This is a genomic window from Achromobacter sp. ACRQX (assembly GCF_022346505.1).
In the GTDB taxonomy this organism is placed as follows: domain Bacteria; phylum Pseudomonadota; class Gammaproteobacteria; order Burkholderiales; family Burkholderiaceae_B; genus Achromobacter; species Achromobacter animicus.
This window is the reverse complement of record NZ_JAKRML010000007.1, coordinates 90,494-109,549: the sequence shown is the minus strand read 5'-3', so window position 1 is coordinate 109,549 and position 19,056 is coordinate 90,494. Positions and strand designations below refer to the sequence as shown.

Genomic DNA, 19,056 nt, shown 5'->3' with positions numbered 1-19,056 from the left:
CGTCCACGCGGCGCCCGGAGCAGATCATGACCATCGCGCTGACTGACAAATCGCCCGCCAAGCGCGGCGCCTCCACCAAGCGCCCGCCGCGCCCCAGGCAGCTTTTTCGTGGCCTGGTCGACAGTCCGCTGACCGATATTGCGCGGGATGTGCACCGCGGACTGCCCGCGCAGATGGTCGACGATGCCGCCGATTACCTGCAGGTGCCCAAGTCGGAAATCATGGCGATCACGGAGGTCAAGGCGGCGTCGCTGTCGCGTTGGACGCGCGAAGGGCAGGCGCTGCCGCTCGGTGAATCCGACCGGCTTGCCCGCGTCGCCCGCGTGGTGCGCGTCGCCCGTCAGGTGCTGGGCAGCGACGAGGAAGCGGTGCTGTGGCTGAACACGCCCGTGCCGGCGCTGGGCAACGTCAAGCCGCTGTCGCTGTTGACGTCGGATGCCAGCAGCCGCATCGTCGAAGACACGCTGGCCCGCGCCGCCGCGGGCGTCTACGCATGACCGATTACGTTTCGCTCTGGCGCATTGGCACCACGGCGGGCAAGTACCGGGCGGACGACCTCTCCGGCGCCGGGGCGGCCGCGGTGGGCGGACGCTACAACAGCCCGGGCACGCCGGTGGTGTATGCCTCGGCCAGCGTGGCGCTCGCCGTACTGGAAACGGTGGTGCATTTTGCGGCGCGCGCGTCCGAGCACGCGAACCGCTACCTGATTGAACTGGCCGTGCCCACTAGCATCTTCGAAGCGCGCCAGTCGCTGTCGCTGGCGCAACTCCAGGACGATTATCCGTTCTGGGACGCGGTGCCCTTTGCCGAAGCGTCGCAGGCCGTGGGCGACAACTGGGTGGCGTCGGGCGTGTCGGCGCTGCTGGAACTGCCCAGCGCGATCGTGCCGTATCGCGGCGTGCCGGACTGCAATTTCCTGATCAATCCGGCGCATCCGGACGCCGAGGATATCGTGGTGGTGCGGCGCGAACGCTTCATCTACGATCCGCGGTTGCGGCCGGCGTAGGCGTCCAAATTCAAGCGTCAAAAAAACGCGCCCGCTGCCGGGCGCGTTCAGTCGTAATCGCCGCAAAAGCCTCAATCAACCGTCAACACCGCCCGGCCCACGACCTTGCCTTCGCGCAGCGAGGCCAGCACGCTGTCCGCCTCGGCCAATGCGTGGCGGTGGACCGGCATCGGCGGCACCTTGCCCGCCCGCACCAGTTCCATCAGTTCCTTCAGTTCGGCCAGGTTGCCCACGTAGCTGCCGATGATGGACAGCGCCTTCATCGGAATCAAGGCGATGGGCCAGGTGGAGCCGCCGCCGAACAGGCCAACGATGATGAGCTTGCCGCCCTTGGTCAGGAAGTCGAACGCCAGCGAGGTGGTGGCCGGCGCGCCGACCAGATCGATCGCGGCCCGCACCGGCTTGCCACCCGCCGCCTGCATGATCTGCTGCGCGGCGTCCGGGGCGGCGCCGTCGATGGCCGCCAGCGCGCCCGCATCCAGCGCCGCCTGGCGCTTGGCGGGGTCGATGTCCACCACGATGGCGCCCGCGCCACCCAGCGCCTTGATCAGCGTCAGACTCATCAGGCCCAGGCCTCCCGCGCCGAAGATCACGACGGGATGCTCGCGGTAGATGTCTGCGCCGATCTTCTGCAAGGCGGAGTACGTGGTGAGCCCTGAGCACGCGTAAGGCGCGATCTGCGCGGGGTCCAGGTCGCCGATGTCGATGAGGTAGCGCGGATGCGGCACGACGATGTGGTCCGCGTAGCCGCCAGCGCGGTGGACGCCCAGGCAGGCCGGCGCGGTGCAGTGGTTTTCCATGCCGGCCATGCACGACGGGCACTTGCCGCAGCCGATCCACGGATAGACGAGGTAATTGCGGTCGGTGGCCAGGCCCTGCGCGTCGGGGCCGGCCGCCACGACGGCGCCCACCGTTTCATGGCCCATGGTCAGCGGCAGCGACACGCCCCGGTCCTTGAGCGACAGGGTCCGGCCCTGGCCCAGGTCGTAGCCGCCTTCCCACAAGTGGATATCGCTGTGGCACACGCCGGCCGCGCGGACCTTGAGCAGCACCTGCGTCCCTTGCGGCGTGGGGGTGGGCTGGTCCATTTCCTGCAGCGGTTCGCGGAAATTGACGACGCAATAGCACTTCATGGTTGTCTCCTTTATGTAATTGCCTGCACCCTGCGGCCGGACCGGAATCCGGCGCGCCGGGCGTGACCTATTTCTTGACCAGCGGGCACTCGCTGTCGGCGAGCGACACGAACACCTTTTCGCCGGGCACCGTGGACAGGATGCGGTAGTAATCGTTCGGATGCTTGGACTCGGCGGGCTTTTTCACCTCGACCAGGTACAGGTCCATGATGACGCGGCCATCTTCGGGGCGCACCCGGGCATTCTTGATCAGTTTGGTGGTGATGGGCAATTCGCGCATCTTCTGGTTGACCACCGCGGCATCGAAGGTGCCGGCGGCCTGCGCGGCCTGCAGGTAATGCGTGGTGGCCACGTAGCTCAGGGCCTGGACGATGGAGGGGGCGCGCGTGACGCCCATCTTCTTTTGCCAGCGCTGGGTCCAGGCGCGGGTATCCTCGTCGGCATCCCAATAGAAGCCGGTGGGGAAGGTCAGCCCCTGCGCAACGGGCAGCCCCATTGCATGGACGTCGTTGATGAAGGTCAGGAACGTCAGCATCCGCTGCTTGCCGCCCGCCAGGCCGAACTCCTGCGCCTGCTTGATGAGGTTGACCAGATCGCCGCCGGCGCTGGCCAGGCCCACGACGTCGGACTTGGATGACTGCGCCTGGATAAGGAACGACGCAAAGTCCATCGCGCCCAGCGGATGGCGCGTGCTGCCCACGACCTTGCCGCCCGCGGCCTCGACGAAGCGTGATGCGTTGCTTTCCAGCGATTTGCCGAACACGTAATCGGTGGTGATGAAGTACCAGCTCTTTCCGCCGCTCTCGACGACGCTCTTGACCACGGCGTTGGCCAGCGCATAGGTATCCGGCGCCCATTGCGTGCTGAGGTTGCTGCATTGCTTGCCGCTGAAGTCCCCGGCAAAACCGCCGCTGATCAGCGCGGTGCCGCCTTTTTCGCGCGCCACGCCCTGGGCGGCCAGCCCGGCCGAACTGGCGCCGCCGTCCACCACCGCGACCAGATTCTGCGTGTCGAACCAGCGGCGCACCAGCGCGGATGCCACGTCGGCCTTGTTCTGGTTGTCCGCGCCGACCACCTCGACGGTCTTGCCGGCCACCTTGCCGCCGAAATCCTCCACGGCCATGCGCACGGCGGTCTCGGACCCGAGGCCGCCCAGGTCGGAATAAATGCCGGAACGGTCGTTGGACACGCCCAGCCGCACGACGTCGGACTGGGCTTGGGCCGCGCAGGCGGCCAGGGCGGCGGCAAGCGCCGCCAACACGGGTTTGATACGCATCTTTCTGTCTCCCAGCCCTGAAGCGGACCGTTTTATTGAACGTTATGGATGACGCGGCAACTCGGGAAGGCGGGCGCCGGTGCTCCAACCGGCTGAAATGTATTTCACATTGGTGAATGCAAATTCCTGTGCAAGAATTTAGGTACCTGTACATGAAAAGTCAACACGGTGGAACACCCTAGTCCGGGTGCCGGAAACGCATTGCCACGAAGGAGGGCTGACGCCGTGGAAGTCAAGCTTGTCGCTCGCACGCTGGAGTTGCTGGAGCTGTTTGCGCAGACGAAGCGGCCCATGCCGCTGACCGAGCTGGCCCAGGGGCTGGGCGCGCCGATGTCGAGCTGTCTGGCACTGGTGCGCACCTTGGTGGCTCGGGGGTATCTGTACGAGGTCAGGCGCCGCGCCGGGTATTACCCCACCGGCAAGTTGCACGGGTTGGCTGCGCAGATTCTGGCGGGCGACCCGTGGCTGGATCTGGTGCGGCCGCGGTTATTGGCGCTACGCGATGCCGTCAACGAGACCGTGATGCTGGGCAAGATCCAGGATGGCGCCGTCGTGTTTCTGGACGTGGCCGAGTCGACCCAGCCCGTTCACTATGCGGCGCGCGCCGGCGAACGGCGTCCGCTGCACACGAGTTCGGTTGCCAAAGCCATCCTGGCGCGCCTGTCGGCCGCTGACCGCGATCAGGTGCTGGCGGCGGCGCAATACACGCGCTACACGGATAGCACGCTGACAACCCGCGAAGCCCTGCTGGCCGACGTGGGCAAGGTTGCCGAGCGGGGCTGGGCCTCGAACGTGGGAGAAAGCGTCGCCGACCTCACGGGGCTGGCCGTCGCGCTGGATCTGGGCGGCGAATGGTACGCGCTATGCGTGGCCGGTCCCACGCCGCGCGTGTGGGCGCAGCGCGAGGAAAACCTGATTCATTTGCGCGACGCGGCGGAGGCGATCCGGCGTGATCGCGAGGGGTAAGGGGATATTTCCATCGGTCTACGCCGCCGGAAGCGATGCGGTCGATGCGCCGCGCGTCATCGACCGCGCACGTCAAGGCCCCCGCCGCACCAGCGTGGACTTCCCGAACAGGCTTTCGATCAAATCCACCGCCAGCTCCGCCGTGCGGTTGCGCACGTCGAGCGCCGGATTCAGCTCCACCACATCCAGCGAGCGCATGAGGCCGGTGTCGGCAATCATCTCCATGCAGAGCTGCGCCTCGCGATAGGTGGGGCCGCCCATCACCGTGGTGCCCACGCCTGGCGCGATCTCGGGATCCAGAAAGTCCACGTCGAAACTCACGTGCAGATGCGTGTCGGCGTCCAGCCCGGCCAAGGCGGCCTGCATCGTGGCGCGCATGCCCATCTCATCCAGATACCGCATGTCGAAGACCTCGAGGCCGGCGTCGTGCAGCAGGCGTTTTTCGCCAGGATCCACGCTGCGGATGCCGATCTGGCGCACGCAGGACGGCTCGATGTCTGGAAACTCGCCCGACATGCCGGTCAGCGGCGCGGGGCCATTGCCGCACAGGCAGGCCACCGGCATGCCGTGCAGGTTGCCCGTGGGCGTGAGCAGATGGGTGTTGAAGTCGGCGTGCGCATCCAGCCATAGCACGCGCAGTTTCTTGCCGGTGGCGCGGCAGTGGCGTGCGACGGCGCTGACCGAGCCGATGCCCAGACTGTGGTCGCCGCCCAGCAGGACGGGCAGGCGGCCTTCGGCCAGTTCTTCGTACACGGCATCGTGCACCGCCTGATTCCACGCGGTCACTTCCTCAAGGTGGCGGTAGCCGTCCACGGGCGGCAGCCAGGGATTGGCGGGGCCGTACAGGTTGCCGCGGTCGCGGACCTGAAAGCCCTGCGCTTCGATGACCGGCCCCAGGTCCGCGACGCGCAGCGCTTCAGGGCCCATTGACGCGCCGCGCGCGCCGGCGCCTTTGTGGGTGGGGGCGCCTAACGGGGTCATTTGGGTGGGCGGGGTGGGGGTTTTCGTCAATGCGTTCGTCAATTCGCATGCTCCGTATTGCAGTGTTCACGTTGCGGCGCGTGGGGTCACGCGGCGGACAAGACCGCCGCCAGTTGATCGCACGCCCAATCCACTTCGTCCCGCGTGACGATGAGGGGAGGCGACAGGCGCAGGGTATGACCGTGGGTGTCCTTGACCAGCAAGCCTCGCGCCTGGAGGCGTTCGCACCAGAGGCGGGCGCCGCCGGCGTCCGGTTCCAGTTCCACGGCCAGCATCAGGCCGCGCCCGCGCACCTCGCGCACGGGGCCCGGCAGCGCGTGCAGGCGTTCGAGAAAATGCGCGCCCACGGCGGCCGCGTTCTCGATCATGCCTTCCTCGGTCAGTACCCGCAGCGCGGCGCGAGCGATGGCGCACGCCAGCGGATTGCCGCCAAAGGTGCTGCCGTGCTGACCGGGCTGGAACACGCCCAGCACGTCGGCGTTGGACAGCACGGCGGACACGGGATAGAAGCCGCCGGACAGCGCCTTGCCGATAAGCGTGACGTCGGCTTCGATGCCTTCGTGCTCCTCGGCCAGCAGCTTGCCCGTGCGTCCCAGGCCGGTCTGGATCTCGTCCAGGATCAGCGTGATGCCGCGTTCCGTGCAGCGTTGGCGCACGCGGCTGAAGTACCCGGGCGGCGGCATCACCACGCCGGCTTCGCCCTGGATCGGTTCGACCAGGAACGCAACCGTGCGGTCGCTGATGGCGGCGTCGAAGGCCTCGAAGTCGCCGAAAGGCACGACCTTGAAGCCGGGTGCGAACGGGCCGTAATGGCCATAGGCGTCGGGGTCGGTCGAAAACCCCACGATGCCCAGCGTGCGGCCATGGAAATTGTTGGCGCAGACGATGATCTCGGCCTTGCCCTCGGGCACGCCGCGCACCTCATAGCCCCACTTGCGCACGGCCTTGATGGCTGTTTCGACGGCTTCGGCGCCGCTGTTCATGGGCAGGATCTTGTGAGCGCCCGTCAGGCGCGCCAGGTCTTCATAGAAGCCCGCCATCTGGTCATGGCGAAACGCACGCGAGGTCAGGGTGAGCTTTTGCGCCTGCTCGGTCATGGCCGCCAGGATGCGCGGGTGGCAATGGCCCTGGTTGACCGCGGAATAGGCGGCCAGGCAGTCGAGGTACTTGCGTCCGTCGACGTCGTAGACCCAGACGCCGCTGCCGCGCGCCAGCACCACGTCCAGCGGGTGGTAGTTGTGCGCGCCCAACTGGTCTTCGATGTGGTCGCGGCGGCTGGCGGCGGACTGCGGGTTGGGTTGGGGGGTCATCACGGCACTCATGAACGTCTCCCAAAGGCGTACTCCGGCCATCTTAGCGCCGTGGGCGCGGCTTGGCATTGCCATTGCATGACAAAGGCCTTTCCGTGACCGGCGCGCCGGGTGCTGCACAATAGCGCCTGTGCCGGACCGTCGTCCGGCGTTCCGATTCTGTGGATGGCTGACATGCTTGTGCACCAATTGCTTGAGAAACTGATGCGCGGCGCCGCGGTGGCGGCGCTGGGATTGGCGGTGATTGCCCCGGCGGCGGCGCAGGAACAGCCCCTGCGCATCGGCGTGATTGCCAGCGTGGCCAACGAGGCCACCGAACTGGCCATCGCGCAGGCCAAGCAGCAAGGGTTGGACGTCAAGCTGGTGGAATTCAATGACTGGGTGCTGCCCAACATTGCGGTGGCCGACGGGTCGGTGGACGCCAATTTCTTCCAGCACGCGCCGTTTCTTGAACTCTTCAACCAGCGCCGCGGCGCCAACCTGCAGCCCATCGCATACGGCTATTCGACCACCATCGGCCTGTTTTCCAAAAAGCTGAAGAAGGGAGATCCGGTGCCCGAGGGCGCGACCATCGCGGTGCCGAACGACCCGGTCAATACCGGCCGCGCCTTGCTGCTGCTGCAGTCGATGGGACTCATCACGCTCAAGCCGGGCGTCGCACACCAGGCCAGCCTGCAGGACGTGGTGGCCAATCCCAAGAAGCTCAAGTTCGTCCAGATCGAAGGATCGCAGTCGGCCCGCACGTTCGACGACGTGACGGCGTCGGTCACCTACACGACGTTCGCAAAACAGGCGGGCCTGAACGAAAAGGACGGGCTGGCCTTCGACAATACCGATCCGGACAGCATCCGGCGCTACGCCATCCGTTGGGTGGCCAAGCCGGAAAAGGCGCAGGACCCGCGCCTGTTGAAGTTCATTGCCATTTATCAGAACTCGCCCGAAGTGAAGGCGACGCTCAAGCGGCTGTACGGCGACCTGATTTCGTTCCCCTGGTAAGGCGGTTTCAGGACGGCAATCGGAATAAAATCAGGGTTTGCCCCGACAAACCCTTTTCCTCAAAGGCCGGCCGCACTGCGCGCCGAACCTGATTCCAATGTCTGACCTCGATGACCGCGACCGGAAACTCTTGACGCTGTTGGCCGACGACGCCACGCCCAGCTATGCGGAGCTGGGCAAACAGCTCAACCTGTCGGCGCCCGCGGTGCACGAGCGGGTCAAGCGGCTCAAGCGCGACGGGCTGATCAAGGGCATCGCCGCCAAGCTCGACGGCGCAAAGATGGGCCGGCCGTTGTTGGCCTTCGTGCATGTCGACACGATCAACTGGACCATCACGCAGCAGGTGCTGGGCTTGGCCGAGCTGAATGAGGTCGAGGAGATCCACACCATCACCGGCAAGAGCGCCATGCTGCTGAAGGTGCGTGTGCGCGATACCCAGGCGTTGGAATTGCTGCTGGCGCGTATCCACCAGATTGAAGGCATCTCCAACACGACCAGCGATATCGCCCTGACCAGTTATCTGGAGCGCGGACCGCTGCCTGAGGCGGCATGATTGCTGGCCGCTTGAACAACATCCCCAGGCGGCCTGATTGCTGGCCTTCTCGAGAGCATCCCGCCCTTCAGCGGGCGGGGGCGGCGCGCAGACGCAGGCGCGTGATCTCCGACGGCGCCCACAACCGCTTGGGCGGTCCCCAATAGCCGGTGCCGCGGCTGGTGTAGACCCACATCTGTCCCAACCGGTGCAGCCCCGCCGTAAACGGTTGCTGGAACCGCACGAAGAAACCCCACGGAAAGAATTGCCCGCCATGCGTATGGCCGGAGAGCTGCAGCGTGTAGCCCGCCGGTTCCGCCGCGGCCGCGCTGCGCGGCTGGTGGGCCAGCAGGATGCGCGGAAAGGCGTCGGCCGGCGCGTTGGCCAGCGCCGCACGCGGATTGCTGCGCTGCTGCGGATCGAAAGCCCCGGCGCTGAAGTCCGTGACGCCCGCCACGACCACAGGCAGGCCCGACGGATGGATCACGGCATGTTCGTTCAAGAGGACGCGCAGGCCCAGGCGGCGGAATTCAGCGATCCAGGGGCCCGCGCCCGAATAGTATTCGTGGTTGCCGGTGACCAGATACACGCCGAACGGTGCGCGCAGATCGCCCAGCGGACGGGCTTGCGCCGCAAGCTGTTCGACGCTGCCGTCCACCACGTCGCCGGTGATGGCGATCATGTCGGGCAGCTGTTCGTTGACCGCGTCGACAATGGCCTGCACATAGCGGCGCTTGATGGTCGGGCCGACGTGGATATCGCTGATCTGCACGATGGTGAAGCCGTCCAGGTCTTGCGGCAGGCCGGCGATCGGTACGTCCACGTCGACCACGCGGGCGCGGCGCCGGGCGTTGTAGAAGCCCGCCAGCGAGCCAGCCAGCGATAGCCCGATGACCGTCCACGCGCTGGCGCGTCGCAGGTCGAGCCACGGCAGATCGGCGCCAGCCGCCAGATTGCCCAGCCACAGAAGCAGCATCAGCGCGTCGCGCAGCACGGTCAGCACGAAGAGCGACGAGAACAGTCCCATGGCCAGCAGGCCGACCCAGGCGATGCGGTCGCCCCAAGGCGGATTGACGGAAGAGCGCGCCAGCATGCCCATCGGGATCAGCACGCACGAAAGCACCAGGAAGAGGATGGCGGCGGCAGTGCCTTCGCCACCAAGCAGCAGGTCGGGGATCAGGCGGGCGCCGACGTACACATGGGCGAGGGCGCTCAGGGTCAGGAACCGCAGGAAGAATGAGGATTGGCGCAGGGACACGGCGGCGGGCGGGCGCGCCGCAGCGGACGCGCAGGGAATCAGGGAACCGCCATTCTATGCTCCGGCGGCGCCGCGATTGATAAACGCGGCGCTGCGCGTGCGCCGCGCACCGCACCTGGGGGCCTGGCGAAGCAGCGTCAGGCAGGCAGTTCGCCTTCCCGGCAGATCAGGCTGGCGTCCATCTCGTCAAGGCGGTTGATGCCCAGCATGGCCATGTTGCGGTCGACCTCGGCGCGCAGCAGTCCGATGGCATGCGCCACGCCTTGCTGGCCGCCCACAGCTGCGGCGTAGTTGAAGGGGCGGCCCACGAACACGCAGCGCGCGCCCAGGGCCAGCGCCTTGAGCACATCGCCGCCGCGCCGCACGCCGCTGTCCATCATCACGGTCATCGTGCCGGCCTGGGCGACCACGCCGGGCAAGGCGCGCAGCGGCGAGATGGCGCCATCAAGCTGGCGCGCGCCGTGATTGGACACGATGATGCCGTCGGCACCATGCTGCCTTGCCAGCGCCGCGTCGCGCGGGTGCAGGATGCCCTTGATGACAAGCGTGCCCGGCCATTGCCGGCGGATGCGCGCCACGTGTTCCCAACTGAGATGGTCGCGAGCCGTGAAGTCGCGCAGTACCGAGGCGGAGACGATGGGCGCGCCGCGCGTGGCGAAGGAATTCTCGAAGTGCGGCATGCCATGCGCCAGCAGCGTGCGCACGAACGTGCCGGCCAGCCAGCGCGGGCGCGCCAGCCCGTCCAGGGCCAGGCGCAAGCTGGGCTTGAGCGGCGTCGAGAAACCCGTGCGCACGTTGTTCTCGCGGTTCGCGGACACGGGAATGTCCACGGTCAGCACCAGGGTTTCGAAACCCGCGCGGCGCGCGCGTTCGATCAGCGCGTCGATCTTGGCGGGGTCGCCGGGCAGGTAGGCCTGGAACCAGGTGCCGGGCGCTTCGGCGATGACGGCTTCAAGTGGAATCAGCGAGGTGCCGCTCAGGATAGCGGGCACGTTCTGCTCGCGCGCCGCGCGCGCCAGCACGATATCGCCCCGGTAAGCCGACAGCGCGCTGATGCCCATGGGCGCGATGCCGAAGGGCGACGCGTAGGTGCGGCCAAACAGATCGGTCTGTTGCGTGCGGCGGGAGACATCCACCAGGACGCGCGGCGTGAACGCGTACTGCGCGAAGGCTTCGCGGTTGCCTTTGAGCGATTGGTTGTCTTCGGCTGCGCCGGCGATGTAGCCGAAGATCGGGCGCGGCAGCCGGCGGCGAGCTGCGGCTTCGAAATCGTCCAGGGACAGCATACGCCCGAGCGCACGGGGCAGCTTGCGGGCGAGGGCGCCAGAGGCGGCGTCATGGGGCGCGGCGGGCAGGGCGGTGGTAGTCATGGCGGGCCGGTAAAAGCCCGTAATCTAGCAACGGCTGTCGAACGCAGAAAGCGAATAAAACTGAAGTTACCTGTTCGCTTCTGGCGAACAGGTTTTGTGCTTTATGCCTGCAGGGGCAGCGCCAGCAGCTCGCCCATGCGCACCGGGCCCGTCACCGAGGGCGTGTCGGCCCAGCGGATCTTGTCGGGTCCGAACAGGACGATGGCCGTGGAACCCAGCTTGAAGCGGCCCATCTCGGCGCCCTTTTCAAGAAAGATGGGCGCGCGGGCAGCCGCGTCGTAGCGCACGGACTTGACCCGGCGCTTGAACGGCGTGACCAGGCCTGCCCACACGGTTTCGATGGACGCCACGATCATCGCGCCCACCAGCACCACCGCCATGGGACCGTGCTCGGTGTCGAAGATGCAGACGACGCGCTCATTGCGCGCGAACAGGCGCGGCACGTTACGAGCGGTCAGCGGGTTGACGGAGAACAGGCGCCCGGGCACGTGGATCATTTCGCGCAGCGTGCCGGCGACGGGCATGTGGACGCGATGGTAGTCCTTGGGCGACAGGTAGATGGTGGCGAACTGGCCGCCCTGGAACGGCGCGGCGCGCTCGGTGTCGCCACCCAGCAGGTCCGCGAGTCCGTAGCTGTGGCCCTTTGCTTGAAAGATGCGGCCTTGTTCGATCGCGCCCATCTGGCTGATGGCGCCGTCTGCCGGGCACACCACCGAGCCAGGTTCTTCGTCCAGCGGGCGCGCGCCGTCTTTCAGCGCACGCGTAAAGAAGTCATTGAAGCAGTCGTAGGCCAACGGATCTTCTTGCAGCGCCTCGCTCATGTTCACGCCGTACTTGCGGACGAAACGCGAGATCATCCAGTTCTTCACCGCGGGTTCGCGGCAGTCCGATGCGTATCCGAAGAAGCGCGACACCAGGTGGTGCGGCGCGAGATACTGGCTGGCAAGAAAAAGTTGGTCTTTGATAGGCATCTATGGCGCTAAAAAAACGCGTCCCGCATACAGCGGGACGTGGTTGATGGTTGCCGTGCGGGCCAGGTTGACGCTGGAGTCCGGCAATTCGGCGCGATTGTAACGCGGTTGCGCGCGGGTGGCGCGCAAAAACGCGCTCAGGCCGCCTTAGCCGCCAGCTTGGTCTTGTAGAGCCAGTCCTTGTAGTCGTCCAGATCGCCGTCGAACGGGTTGACCTTGCCGTCGGCAACGATGATGAATTGGTCGGTCGTGGCGCGCAGCAGATGGCGATCGTGCGACACCAGCACCAACGTGCCTTCGAACTGCGCCAGCGCATCCGTCAGCGCCTCGCGCGTTTCCAGATCAAGGTGGTTGGTGGGTTCGTCCAGCAGCAGCAGGTTGGGGCGTTGCCACACGATCAGCGCCAGCGCCAGCCGTGCCTTTTCGCCGCCGGAGAAAGGCGCGATCGAGCTGGTGGCCATCGCGCCATTGAAATTGAAGCTGCCCAGGAAGTTGCGCAGTTCCTGTTCACGTACGGTCGGCGCAATCTTGGTCATGTGCCACAACGGAGATTCGTCGTGCCGCAGCATCTCGACCTGATGCTGCGCGAAGTAGCCGATGGACAATCCCTTGTTGAACTGCGTGTCGCCGGCCAGCGATTCGATCTCGCCCGCGATGGTTTTGATGAAGGTCGACTTGCCCGCGCCGTTGATGCCCAACAGGCCGATGCGCTGGCCCGCCTGCAGCGAGAAGTTGATGCCCGACACGATGATCTTGTCGGACACGGCGTCGGTGGCCTCGTCCTCGATGCGGTAGCCCGCGCTGACCTTGTCCATCGTCAGCAGCGGATTGGGTGCGCGCAGCGGCTCGCGGAATTCGAACGAGAACTCGGCCGCGGCGCGCAGGGGCGCCACTTCTTCCATGCGGGCCAGAGCCTTGATGCGGCTCTGCGCCTGGCGTGCCTTGCTGGCTTGCGCCTTGAAGCGGTCAATGAACGATTGCAGGTGCGCGCGCTGGCGCATCTGCTTTTCCATCATGCCCTGCGCCAGTTCAAGCTGCGCGGCGCGCTGGCGTTCAAAGGACGAATAATGGCCCGAGTAGCGCTTGAGCTTGCGTTCGTCGATGTGGACGATCACGTTCACCACGCCGTCCAGGAAGTCCCGATCGTGCGAGATGACGATGAGCGTGCCCGGATAGCGCTTGAGCCAGTCTTCCAGCCAGATGATCGCGTCCAGATCCAGGTGGTTGGTGGGCTCGTCCAGCAGCAGCAGGTCGGACGGGCACATCAGCGCCTGCGCCAGGTTCAGTCGCATGCGCCAGCCGCCCGAGAAGCTGGTGAGCGGCAGGTGCATCTGCGCCTGCGTGAAGCCCAGGCCGGTCAGCAACTGCTCGGCGCGCGAATGGACGGTGTAGGCATCGGCGTCGGCCAGCGCGGCGTAGATCTCGCCCATGCGCAGGCCGTTTTCGGCGCTTTCAGGCTCGGCTTCCAGCGCGGCCAGTTCCGCTTCCAGCTTGCGCAGCGTGGTGTCGCCGTCGATCGCGTACTCGATGGCGGGGCGGTCCAGCGCAGGGGTTTCCTGCGCGACGTGGGCCACGCGCCACGACGCTGGGTAGTCCAGGTCGCCCTGATCGGCGTGCAGCGTGCCGCGCAAGAGGCCGAACAGACTCGACTTGCCCGCGCCATTGGCGCCGATGAGGCCGATCTTGTCGCCGGGGTTCAGAAGCAGGTCGACCTTGTCGAGCAACGGCTTGACGCCGCGCATGAGTGAAACTTGTTGGAAGCGGATCATGAATGTAGGACTGGATGGCGCGATGCGCGCGCGGCAAGACGCCCTCTGGGGGCTGCATGCAGGAAAGCAGGAACCGCGGCGGGATGGCACGCGCATCATGCGCGCCGGCGCGAACGTGTTCGGATGAAAGCGGACTCAATCCGAACGAAGGGGGGGATTGTACCCGGCCGGGCAGGTCTGGGCGGGAAGCTCCGGCCAGGCAGGTCCGGCCGGGCAGCCTCGGTTGCGGCGATCCGGCCGGACAGTTCCGGCCGCATCCCCCTACGGCGTCTGAATTGCCGCCGCCAGCGCCAGCACGCGCTCGGCCTCGCTGGCATGCAGGTTCTCGACCAAGGCCCCGTCAACCACCGCCACGCCTTTACCTTCGGCCTGCGCGGCCCGCCACGCGTCCAGCCGTTTGCGCGCCGTATCGAGCTCTTCTGCCGTCGGCGCAAAGGCGGCATTCGCAGCGGCGATCTGGCGCGGATGGATCAGCGTCTTGCCATCGAAGCCCTGGTCGCGTCCTTGCCGGCAGGCGTCGTGCAAGCCAGCATCGTCGTTCAGATCCAGATGGACGCCATCCAGAACCGCAAGGCCGTGCGCCCGTGCCGCCATCACGGCAAGCGAGCGCGCCAGCAGCGTCTCGTCGCGCGACGGCGTGTGGCGCGCATGCAGATCCTTCACCAGATCAGACGTGCCGACAACGATGGCAGCCAACCGTTCATGGCCGCCGGCGATGGCATCGAGCCGCAGAAAGCCCAGCGGTGTTTCGGCCATGGCCCACAACGGCAGATCCATGGGCGCGCCCGCCGCGTCCAGGGCCTGCGCCAGCGCGGCCAACTGGGCGGGGGATTCGACCTTGGGCAGCAGCACGGCATCGGCGCCGGCTTGCGCAACGGCGCGCACGTCGTCCATCCCCCACGGCGTATCCAGCGCGTTGACGCGCACGATGCACTCGCGCCGTCCGTAGCCGCCTTCGCGCAGCGCCGCAGCGACCTGGGCACGGGCCTGCGCCTTGGCGTCGGGCGCCACCGCGTCTTCCAGGTCGAGGATCAGCGCGTCCGCGTCGAGCGTGCGTGCCTTGTCCAATGCGCGCGCGTTGGCGCCGGGCATGTAGAGAACGGAGCGGCGGGGGCGGATAGGAGCGTTCATGCGGGCGGTCTTAGAGTTTGGGCAGGCTGCCGACGATGGTGACGGGCGTGGTGCAGACGTAGCCCACGCCATAGACGGTGCGGATGCCCAGGTCGCCACCGGCCAGCTCGCGCAGCTTGCGCCGCAGCCGATGCATGTGGGCGTCCAGCCGATGCGTGTCGTAGGCCTCGGCGCTTGCGCCCAGGGCTTCAACGAGGCGGGCGCGCGTCAGCGGCAGTGGCGCCGCCTGGATCAGCGCGCCGATCAGGCGGCTTTCGGTATCGGTGATGTCGACGCTGATCTGACTGGGCGAGGTCAGCGTGCGGCGCGCGGGGTCGAAGCGCCAGGCGTCCGATTGCGCGTCCTCTGTGTCGGCGGCCGGCACGACGCGCAGGCGCCGCGACAGCGACACCAGCGTGGCGCCGAGTTCGGCCAGGTTGACGGGCTTGGTCAGGTAGTGGTCGGCGCCCAGGCTCAGGCCCGATACCTTGTCTTCGCTCAGAAGCCGTCCGGTGAGCATGATGATGCCCATTGACGGATAGGAGGTGCGCAGATGCGACACGCGCGCCAGCCCATCGCCGTCCGGCAGCATGGCGTCCAGCACGAGGATCGCGGGCGTTACGGTGAGCAACAGCTCGTCAAGCTCGGCCAGCGAGCCTGCGGTGAGGATGGTCTTGTCCAGGCCCAGGTCCTGGATGTACTCGGCGATGGAATCGCGCCAATCCCCGTGGTCGTCGACGACGATGATCGTCACGGTGTGGCGCGCTTGGGCGCTCCGGGGGCGAACAGGTGTGTTCTGGTCATGCTGTGAATTCTTGAATGGCCGCGATCGCGCGGAAAAATCAGAGGACGACGGTATACGTCTTTGGCGTGCGTGCGCGCAGAATATCATTCCCGCCGATGCGGCGGCGCGGCATGGATCAAGGATGCGATCCAGGCGGCAGGGAAAAAACAGTTGGTCAAAAATTGCGCAGCCCGGTGCGCATCGCCCGAAAGGCCATCAGCCGGGCGTTTGGGTTTTTCTTATCCACAAATTCTGTGGATAAGAAGAACCGGGGTGGATACCGTCCCGCCTACGAAGGGAGTAATTCGACCGGCACACCCTCGGGCACTTTGCGCATCCGATCGCGTTCAATCCGGGCCGGCGCAAAGCGCGTTTTGCGCGCAGCAGCATTTTGCAGCAGCACCGACAGCACCGAGCCCTTGTCCTGGATCCAGCGCGTCTTGCCGCGCAAGAGCTTGACGGCATTGTCCGCGGTGCCCAGCCGGTACGACATGGCATTGATCTCGATCGAGGACTTGCCGTTGAACCGCGATTCGTCGATCTCGGTGATGGCGGCCGCGTCCAGATTGTTGCTCTCGTGGTCGATGCGGTAGACGTACTTGAGCCCGTGAAACGGGTCTTCCACGACGATGAGTTTTTCCGACCCGGACACGTCGGACATCATGCCGATCACGCGGGACTCGACCATCTGGTTGCCGCGTTGTTCTTCGGTGTAAATGAAAATGCTGTGCCGCATGGGGGCGGACTGGGCCGGTGCGGCCCCTACAAGGCGAGAACGATCCATACCTGAACGAAAAGAAGCGGGAGGGGGCGCGAGGCCCCCGACGACGCGCATGATACCAATTGTTTCAGGTGCGTGCTGTAACAGGCGGCGCGGGGGGCTATCCCGCGCGGCGCCCGCCAGGGATCAACCGCGCGCGGCGAGCTTCTCGCGGCGCTGGCGCACGGCCAGGGCCAGGGCGGCCAGCACGGGCTCGGTCTGCGTCCAGCCCAGGCAGGCGTCGGTGATGGAGACGCCATGACGCAGCGGCTCACCGGGCTTGAGGTCCTGGCGGCCTTCTTCAAGATGGCTTTCGATCATGACGCCCGTGATGCGGGAGTCGCCTTGGGCAAGTTGGGCGGCAATGTCGTTGGCCACGTCGATCTGGCGCACGTGCGACTTGTTGGAGTTGGCGTGCGAGCAGTCGATCATGACCTGTTCGCGCTGGCCGGCCTTGCGCAGGGCGTCGCAACAGGCTTGCACGCTGGCGGCGTCGTAGTTCGGGCCTTGCTTGCCGCCGCGCAGGATCACGTGGGTGTCCTGGTTGCCGCGGGTTTCGAAGATGGCGGCCATGCCCATCTTGGTCATGCCCATGAACGCGTGTTTGGCGCTCGCGGCGACCATCGCGTCGGCCGCGATCTGCACGCCGCCGTCGGTGCCGTTCTTGAAGCCCAGCGGGCAGCTCAGGCCGGAGCTGAGCTGACGGTGGCTGGGGCTTTCCGTGGTGCGTGCGCCGATGGCGCCCCACGCGATCAGGTCGGCGATGTACTGCGGGCTGAGCAGGTCCAGAAATTCCGTGGCGATGGGCAGACCCAGGCCGCTGATGTCCAGCAGCAGTTCGCGGGCGCGGCGCAGGCCTTCGTTGATGCGGAAGCTGCCGTCCAGGCGCGGGTCGTTGATGTAGCCCTTCCAGCCGACGGTGGTGCGGGGCTTCTCGAAGTAGACGCGCATGACGATCAGCAGGTCTTTCTTGTGCTCGTCGGCGGCGGCGCGCAGCTTGCGCGCGTATTCCATGGCTTGCGCGTGGTCGTGGATGGAGCAGGGGCCCACCACCAGCACCAGCCGGTCGTCGCGGCCGTGCAGCACGTCGGCGATCTGCGCGCGGCTTTGCTCGACGAGCGTCTGGATGTCGGCCGACACCGGCAATTCATCCTGCAGCAGCGCGGGTGAGATCAGCGGGCGCACGGCGCTGATGCGGGTGTCGTCGGTGCGCGTGTTGTCCTGGGTGGCGTCGGCGGCGCCGACCTCGCGGTCGTGCAGGGGGTCGTCAATGCGGGTCAAGAGAAGCTCCGTGCCGGTAGATGCGGGAAAGTCCGCCATTATCGCACCCGCGGACGGTGGAGGCGGATGGGTGGCTGCGGCAAGTCCGTGCGGCGGGGACAGGCCCCAATGAACGGAGCCGGACGGCGGAGGCGCCGCTGGCTACGCCTATCGGTGACGAACTGAATTAACCCGTTATCGATAAAGACATGTTTCGCGTGGATGCCTTAGCATTGATTCACGCTCTCAGTTGGCCGGGTGCAACCGGCTTGCGGCAGGCGCAGGCGGGGGCCGCGTGCGGCTTCTTACCGTGTATACAGGTCCAGGACGGTCAGCAATGCCAAAACCCGATGCCGGAGCGTCCCGACGGATTCTTCTTGTGGAAGATCACCCAGTCGAACGCGCCTACCTGCAGAACATGCTGCTGGCATTGGGCTATCGCCGCGTGGCGGGCTTGGCAAGCAGCATCGAGGCGGTCGGGGCGATCACGCGTCAATATCATGACGTGCTGATCAGCGACATCGTGATGGGCGAAGGCGATGGCACGCGGCTGCCCAACGACCTGCGCAGGCTGGTGGACGCGGGGCGCCTGAAAAGCATGCCGCCGATCATCTGGATCAGCAGCCTGAGCGACGAACTGCTGCAGTCGCATGTCCGCCTGGCCCTGCAGGCCGGTTGCCCGTCGGCGCAGGCGCTGTCCAAGCCCGTGTCGCGCGTGGCGATGCAACAGGCCATCAAGAATGCGCTGCACAGCATCGACGACGAATCGGCGTCGCCAGACAAACCCAAGTCAGTGCGGCGCGAAGTCATGGAAGCCGCGCTGAGCCAGGCGCTGCTTTCCGGCACCGGCATGAGCGTGGTGCTTCAACCCCAGATCAGCCTGTCGACGGGGCGCGTGGTCGCGGCCGAGGCGCTGTCGCGCTGGATCGATCCGAAGCTGGGCGCCATTTCCGCCGCCGACTTCGTACCGGCGGCGCACCGGCTGGGTATGGACCGCATGCTGTTCAGCCGCGTCACCGACCGCGTGCTGAACGTGTTGCGTCAGATGCAGGACGAGGACATCGCCGTGCCGATTTCGATCAACGCCTCGGCGTCCACGCTGTGCTCGCGCGACTTGCCCGGCCTGCTGGAGCAGAAGGTGGGGCAGGCGGGACTGCCCGCACGGCTGATCAAGGTGGAGCTTACCGAGGATGAGCCGGTCAACGACTGGCTCGCGCTGTCGTCGACGCTGAACCTTCTACGTGTGCGCGGCTTTGAGCTGGCGATGGACGATTTCGGCGCCGGCATTGCGTCCATGCGGCTCTTTTCGGCCATGCCGTTCAATGAATTGAAGATCGACCGCGACTTCATCGTGCATATGCACCGCGAGCCCGCCTCGCGCGCCGTAGTGGCGGCCGCGATTGAAATGGGGCGGGTGCTGGGCCGGCGCGTGGTCGCCGAGGGCGTCGAGCAGGAGCGCGATGTGCAGCTCCTGCGTGAACTGGGTTGCGATGTGGCGCAGGGCTACGGGATTTCCGTGCCCCTGGACCCCGATGCGTTCATCGAGTTCTGCCGCACGCATTGAGGGTCACAGG

19 protein-coding genes are annotated in these 19,056 nt (G+C 66.5%); 7 read left to right on the top strand and 12 right to left on the bottom strand.

The annotated features are described in order from the left end of the window. Positions 1-26: 26 nt before the first annotated feature. Positions 27-497, top strand: a complete 471-nt coding sequence (locus MHZ91_RS08995) for an antitoxin Xre/MbcA/ParS toxin-binding domain-containing protein (RefSeq protein ID WP_239213378.1) — start codon at positions 27-29, stop codon at positions 495-497. Beyond that, a complete protein-coding gene (locus MHZ91_RS08990; protein WP_175136566.1) occupies positions 494-1,006 on the top strand; it encodes an RES family NAD+ phosphorylase in 513 nt (170 codons plus the stop codon). The genes MHZ91_RS08995 and MHZ91_RS08990 overlap by 4 nt, the downstream gene beginning before the upstream one ends. Positions 1,007-1,077: 71 nt before the next feature. Here the strand turns inward: MHZ91_RS08990 and MHZ91_RS08985 are convergent, their stop codons facing one another. Both MHZ91_RS08985 and MHZ91_RS08980 read right to left on the bottom strand, forming a co-directional pair. After that, the gene (locus MHZ91_RS08985) at positions 1,078-2,139 is read right to left on the bottom strand and encodes an alcohol dehydrogenase (protein WP_175136565.1); all 1,062 of its coding nucleotides are present in this window, start codon (positions 2,137-2,139) and stop codon (positions 1,078-1,080) included. 67 nt (positions 2,140-2,206) lie between these two features. Then, positions 2,207-3,415, bottom strand: coding sequence for an ABC transporter substrate-binding protein (locus MHZ91_RS08980; protein ID WP_239213377.1), 1,209 nt, complete (start codon positions 3,413-3,415; stop codon positions 2,207-2,209). Between the two features lie 225 nt (positions 3,416-3,640). Between MHZ91_RS08980 and MHZ91_RS08975 the strand changes: the two genes are divergently transcribed. Further along, a complete protein-coding gene (locus tag MHZ91_RS08975) occupies positions 3,641-4,381 on the top strand; it encodes an IclR family transcriptional regulator (RefSeq protein ID WP_239213376.1) in 741 nt (246 codons plus the stop codon). A gap of 72 nt (positions 4,382-4,453) precedes the next feature. Here the strand turns inward: MHZ91_RS08975 and rocF are convergent, their stop codons facing one another. Both rocF and rocD read right to left on the bottom strand, forming a co-directional pair. Continuing rightward, complete coding sequence (gene rocF / locus MHZ91_RS08970) at positions 4,454-5,362, bottom strand: arginase (RefSeq protein WP_239213375.1); 909 nt, start codon at positions 5,360-5,362, stop codon at positions 4,454-4,456. 86 nt (positions 5,363-5,448) lie between these two features. Beyond that, on the bottom strand, positions 5,449-6,684 hold the full coding sequence (gene rocD, locus MHZ91_RS08965; RefSeq protein ID WP_239213374.1) for an ornithine--oxo-acid transaminase: 1,236 nt from the start codon (positions 6,682-6,684) through the stop codon (positions 5,449-5,451). Positions 6,685-6,876: 192 nt separating this feature from the next. Here rocD and MHZ91_RS08960 point away from each other — a divergent pair, with 192 nt between their 5' ends. Both MHZ91_RS08960 and MHZ91_RS08955 read left to right on the top strand, forming a co-directional pair. Beyond that, the gene (locus MHZ91_RS08960; RefSeq protein WP_239213423.1) at positions 6,877-7,668 is read left to right on the top strand and encodes a MetQ/NlpA family ABC transporter substrate-binding protein; all 792 of its coding nucleotides are present in this window, start codon (positions 6,877-6,879) and stop codon (positions 7,666-7,668) included. 97 nt (positions 7,669-7,765) lie between these two features. Beyond that, positions 7,766-8,221 carry an Lrp/AsnC family transcriptional regulator gene (locus tag MHZ91_RS08955; RefSeq protein WP_056561122.1) on the top strand — a complete coding sequence of 152 codons (456 nt, stop codon included), beginning with the start codon at positions 7,766-7,768 and terminating at the stop codon, positions 8,219-8,221. A 67-nt stretch (positions 8,222-8,288) separates the two neighbouring features. On the opposite strand, the gene MHZ91_RS08950 is transcribed toward MHZ91_RS08955, so the two are convergent. The 4 genes from MHZ91_RS08950 to MHZ91_RS08935 all read right to left on the bottom strand — a co-directional run bounded on the left by MHZ91_RS08950 (position 8,289) and on the right by MHZ91_RS08935 (position 13,568). After that, positions 8,289-9,458, bottom strand: coding sequence for a metallophosphoesterase (locus MHZ91_RS08950; RefSeq protein ID WP_239213373.1), 1,170 nt, complete (start codon positions 9,456-9,458; stop codon positions 8,289-8,291). 137 nt (positions 9,459-9,595) lie between these two features. After that, positions 9,596-10,828: an alpha-hydroxy acid oxidase gene (locus MHZ91_RS08945; RefSeq protein ID WP_239213371.1), complete on the bottom strand. Its 1,233-nt coding sequence runs from the start codon at positions 10,826-10,828 to the stop codon at positions 9,596-9,598. Positions 10,829-10,929: 101 nt separating this feature from the next. Beyond that, positions 10,930-11,799 (bottom strand): archaetidylserine decarboxylase, encoded by an 870-nt coding sequence (gene asd / locus MHZ91_RS08940; RefSeq protein WP_239213370.1) that lies wholly within the window; start codon positions 11,797-11,799, stop codon positions 10,930-10,932. Positions 11,800-11,936: 137 nt separating this feature from the next. Beyond that, positions 11,937-13,568: an ATP-binding cassette domain-containing protein gene (locus tag MHZ91_RS08935; protein ID WP_218343749.1), complete on the bottom strand. Its 1,632-nt coding sequence runs from the start codon at positions 13,566-13,568 to the stop codon at positions 11,937-11,939. On the opposite strand from MHZ91_RS08935, the gene MHZ91_RS28250 reads away from it, so the two are divergent. Next, positions 13,567-13,695: a hypothetical protein gene (locus MHZ91_RS28250; RefSeq protein WP_255809217.1), complete on the top strand. Its 129-nt coding sequence runs from the start codon at positions 13,567-13,569 to the stop codon at positions 13,693-13,695. The two genes, MHZ91_RS08935 and MHZ91_RS28250, sit on opposite strands and share 2 nt — an antisense overlap. 134 nt (positions 13,696-13,829) lie before the next feature. On the opposite strand, the gene MHZ91_RS08930 is transcribed toward MHZ91_RS28250, so the two are convergent. From MHZ91_RS08930 to MHZ91_RS08915, 4 genes are all read right to left on the bottom strand, one after another. Beyond that, complete coding sequence (locus tag MHZ91_RS08930) at positions 13,830-14,699, bottom strand: CoA ester lyase (RefSeq protein WP_239213368.1); 870 nt, start codon at positions 14,697-14,699, stop codon at positions 13,830-13,832. A gap of 10 nt (positions 14,700-14,709) precedes the next feature. Next, complete coding sequence (locus MHZ91_RS08925) at positions 14,710-15,432, bottom strand: response regulator transcription factor (protein ID WP_175121605.1); 723 nt, start codon at positions 15,430-15,432, stop codon at positions 14,710-14,712. A 319-nt stretch (positions 15,433-15,751) separates the two neighbouring features. Further along, on the bottom strand, positions 15,752-16,246 hold the full coding sequence (locus tag MHZ91_RS08920; RefSeq protein WP_175121604.1) for a hypothetical protein: 495 nt from the start codon (positions 16,244-16,246) through the stop codon (positions 15,752-15,754). A 123-nt stretch (positions 16,247-16,369) separates the two neighbouring features. Further along, the gene (locus MHZ91_RS08915; RefSeq protein ID WP_239213366.1) at positions 16,370-17,503 is read right to left on the bottom strand and encodes a 3-deoxy-7-phosphoheptulonate synthase; all 1,134 of its coding nucleotides are present in this window, start codon (positions 17,501-17,503) and stop codon (positions 16,370-16,372) included. A gap of 316 nt (positions 17,504-17,819) precedes the next feature. Between MHZ91_RS08915 and MHZ91_RS08910 the strand changes: the two genes are divergently transcribed. Next, entirely contained in the window at positions 17,820-19,046 is a 1,227-nt protein-coding gene (locus tag MHZ91_RS08910) for an EAL domain-containing protein (protein ID WP_239213364.1), read from the top strand. Positions 19,047-19,056: the final 10 nt, after the last annotated feature.

Excerpts from the sequence above, each read along its gene's own strand:
- MHZ91_RS08995 (WP_239213378.1), top strand. The coding sequence starts at position 27 with ATGACCATCGCGCTGACTGACAAATCGCCCGCCAAGCGCGGCGCCTCC.
- MHZ91_RS08990 (WP_175136566.1), top strand. The coding sequence starts at position 494 with ATGACCGATTACGTTTCGCTCTGGCGCATTGGCACCACGGCGGGCAAG.
- MHZ91_RS08985 (WP_175136565.1), bottom strand. The coding sequence starts at position 2,139 with ATGAAGTGCTATTGCGTCGTCAATTTCCGCGAACCGCTGCAGGAAATG.
- MHZ91_RS08980 (WP_239213377.1), bottom strand. The coding sequence starts at position 3,415 with ATGCGTATCAAACCCGTGTTGGCGGCGCTTGCCGCCGCCCTGGCCGCC.
- rocF (WP_239213375.1), bottom strand. The coding sequence starts at position 5,362 with ATGACCCCGTTAGGCGCCCCCACCCACAAAGGCGCCGGCGCGCGCGGC.
- rocD (WP_239213374.1), bottom strand. The coding sequence starts at position 6,684 with ATGAGTGCCGTGATGACCCCCCAACCCAACCCGCAGTCCGCCGCCAGC.
- MHZ91_RS08960 (WP_239213423.1), top strand. The coding sequence starts at position 6,877 with ATGCGCGGCGCCGCGGTGGCGGCGCTGGGATTGGCGGTGATTGCCCCG.
- MHZ91_RS08955 (WP_056561122.1), top strand. The coding sequence starts at position 7,766 with ATGTCTGACCTCGATGACCGCGACCGGAAACTCTTGACGCTGTTGGCC.
- MHZ91_RS08945 (WP_239213371.1), bottom strand. The coding sequence starts at position 10,828 with ATGACTACCACCGCCCTGCCCGCCGCGCCCCATGACGCCGCCTCTGGC.
- asd (WP_239213370.1), bottom strand. The coding sequence starts at position 11,799 with ATGCCTATCAAAGACCAACTTTTTCTTGCCAGCCAGTATCTCGCGCCG.
- MHZ91_RS28250 (WP_255809217.1), top strand. The coding sequence starts at position 13,567 with ATGAATGTAGGACTGGATGGCGCGATGCGCGCGCGGCAAGACGCCCTC.
- MHZ91_RS08935 (WP_218343749.1), bottom strand. The coding sequence starts at position 13,568 with ATGATCCGCTTCCAACAAGTTTCACTCATGCGCGGCGTCAAGCCGTTG.
- MHZ91_RS08930 (WP_239213368.1), bottom strand. The coding sequence starts at position 14,699 with ATGAACGCTCCTATCCGCCCCCGCCGCTCCGTTCTCTACATGCCCGGC.
- MHZ91_RS08920 (WP_175121604.1), bottom strand. The coding sequence starts at position 16,246 with ATGGATCGTTCTCGCCTTGTAGGGGCCGCACCGGCCCAGTCCGCCCCC.
- MHZ91_RS08910 (WP_239213364.1), top strand. The coding sequence starts at position 17,820 with ATGCCAAAACCCGATGCCGGAGCGTCCCGACGGATTCTTCTTGTGGAA.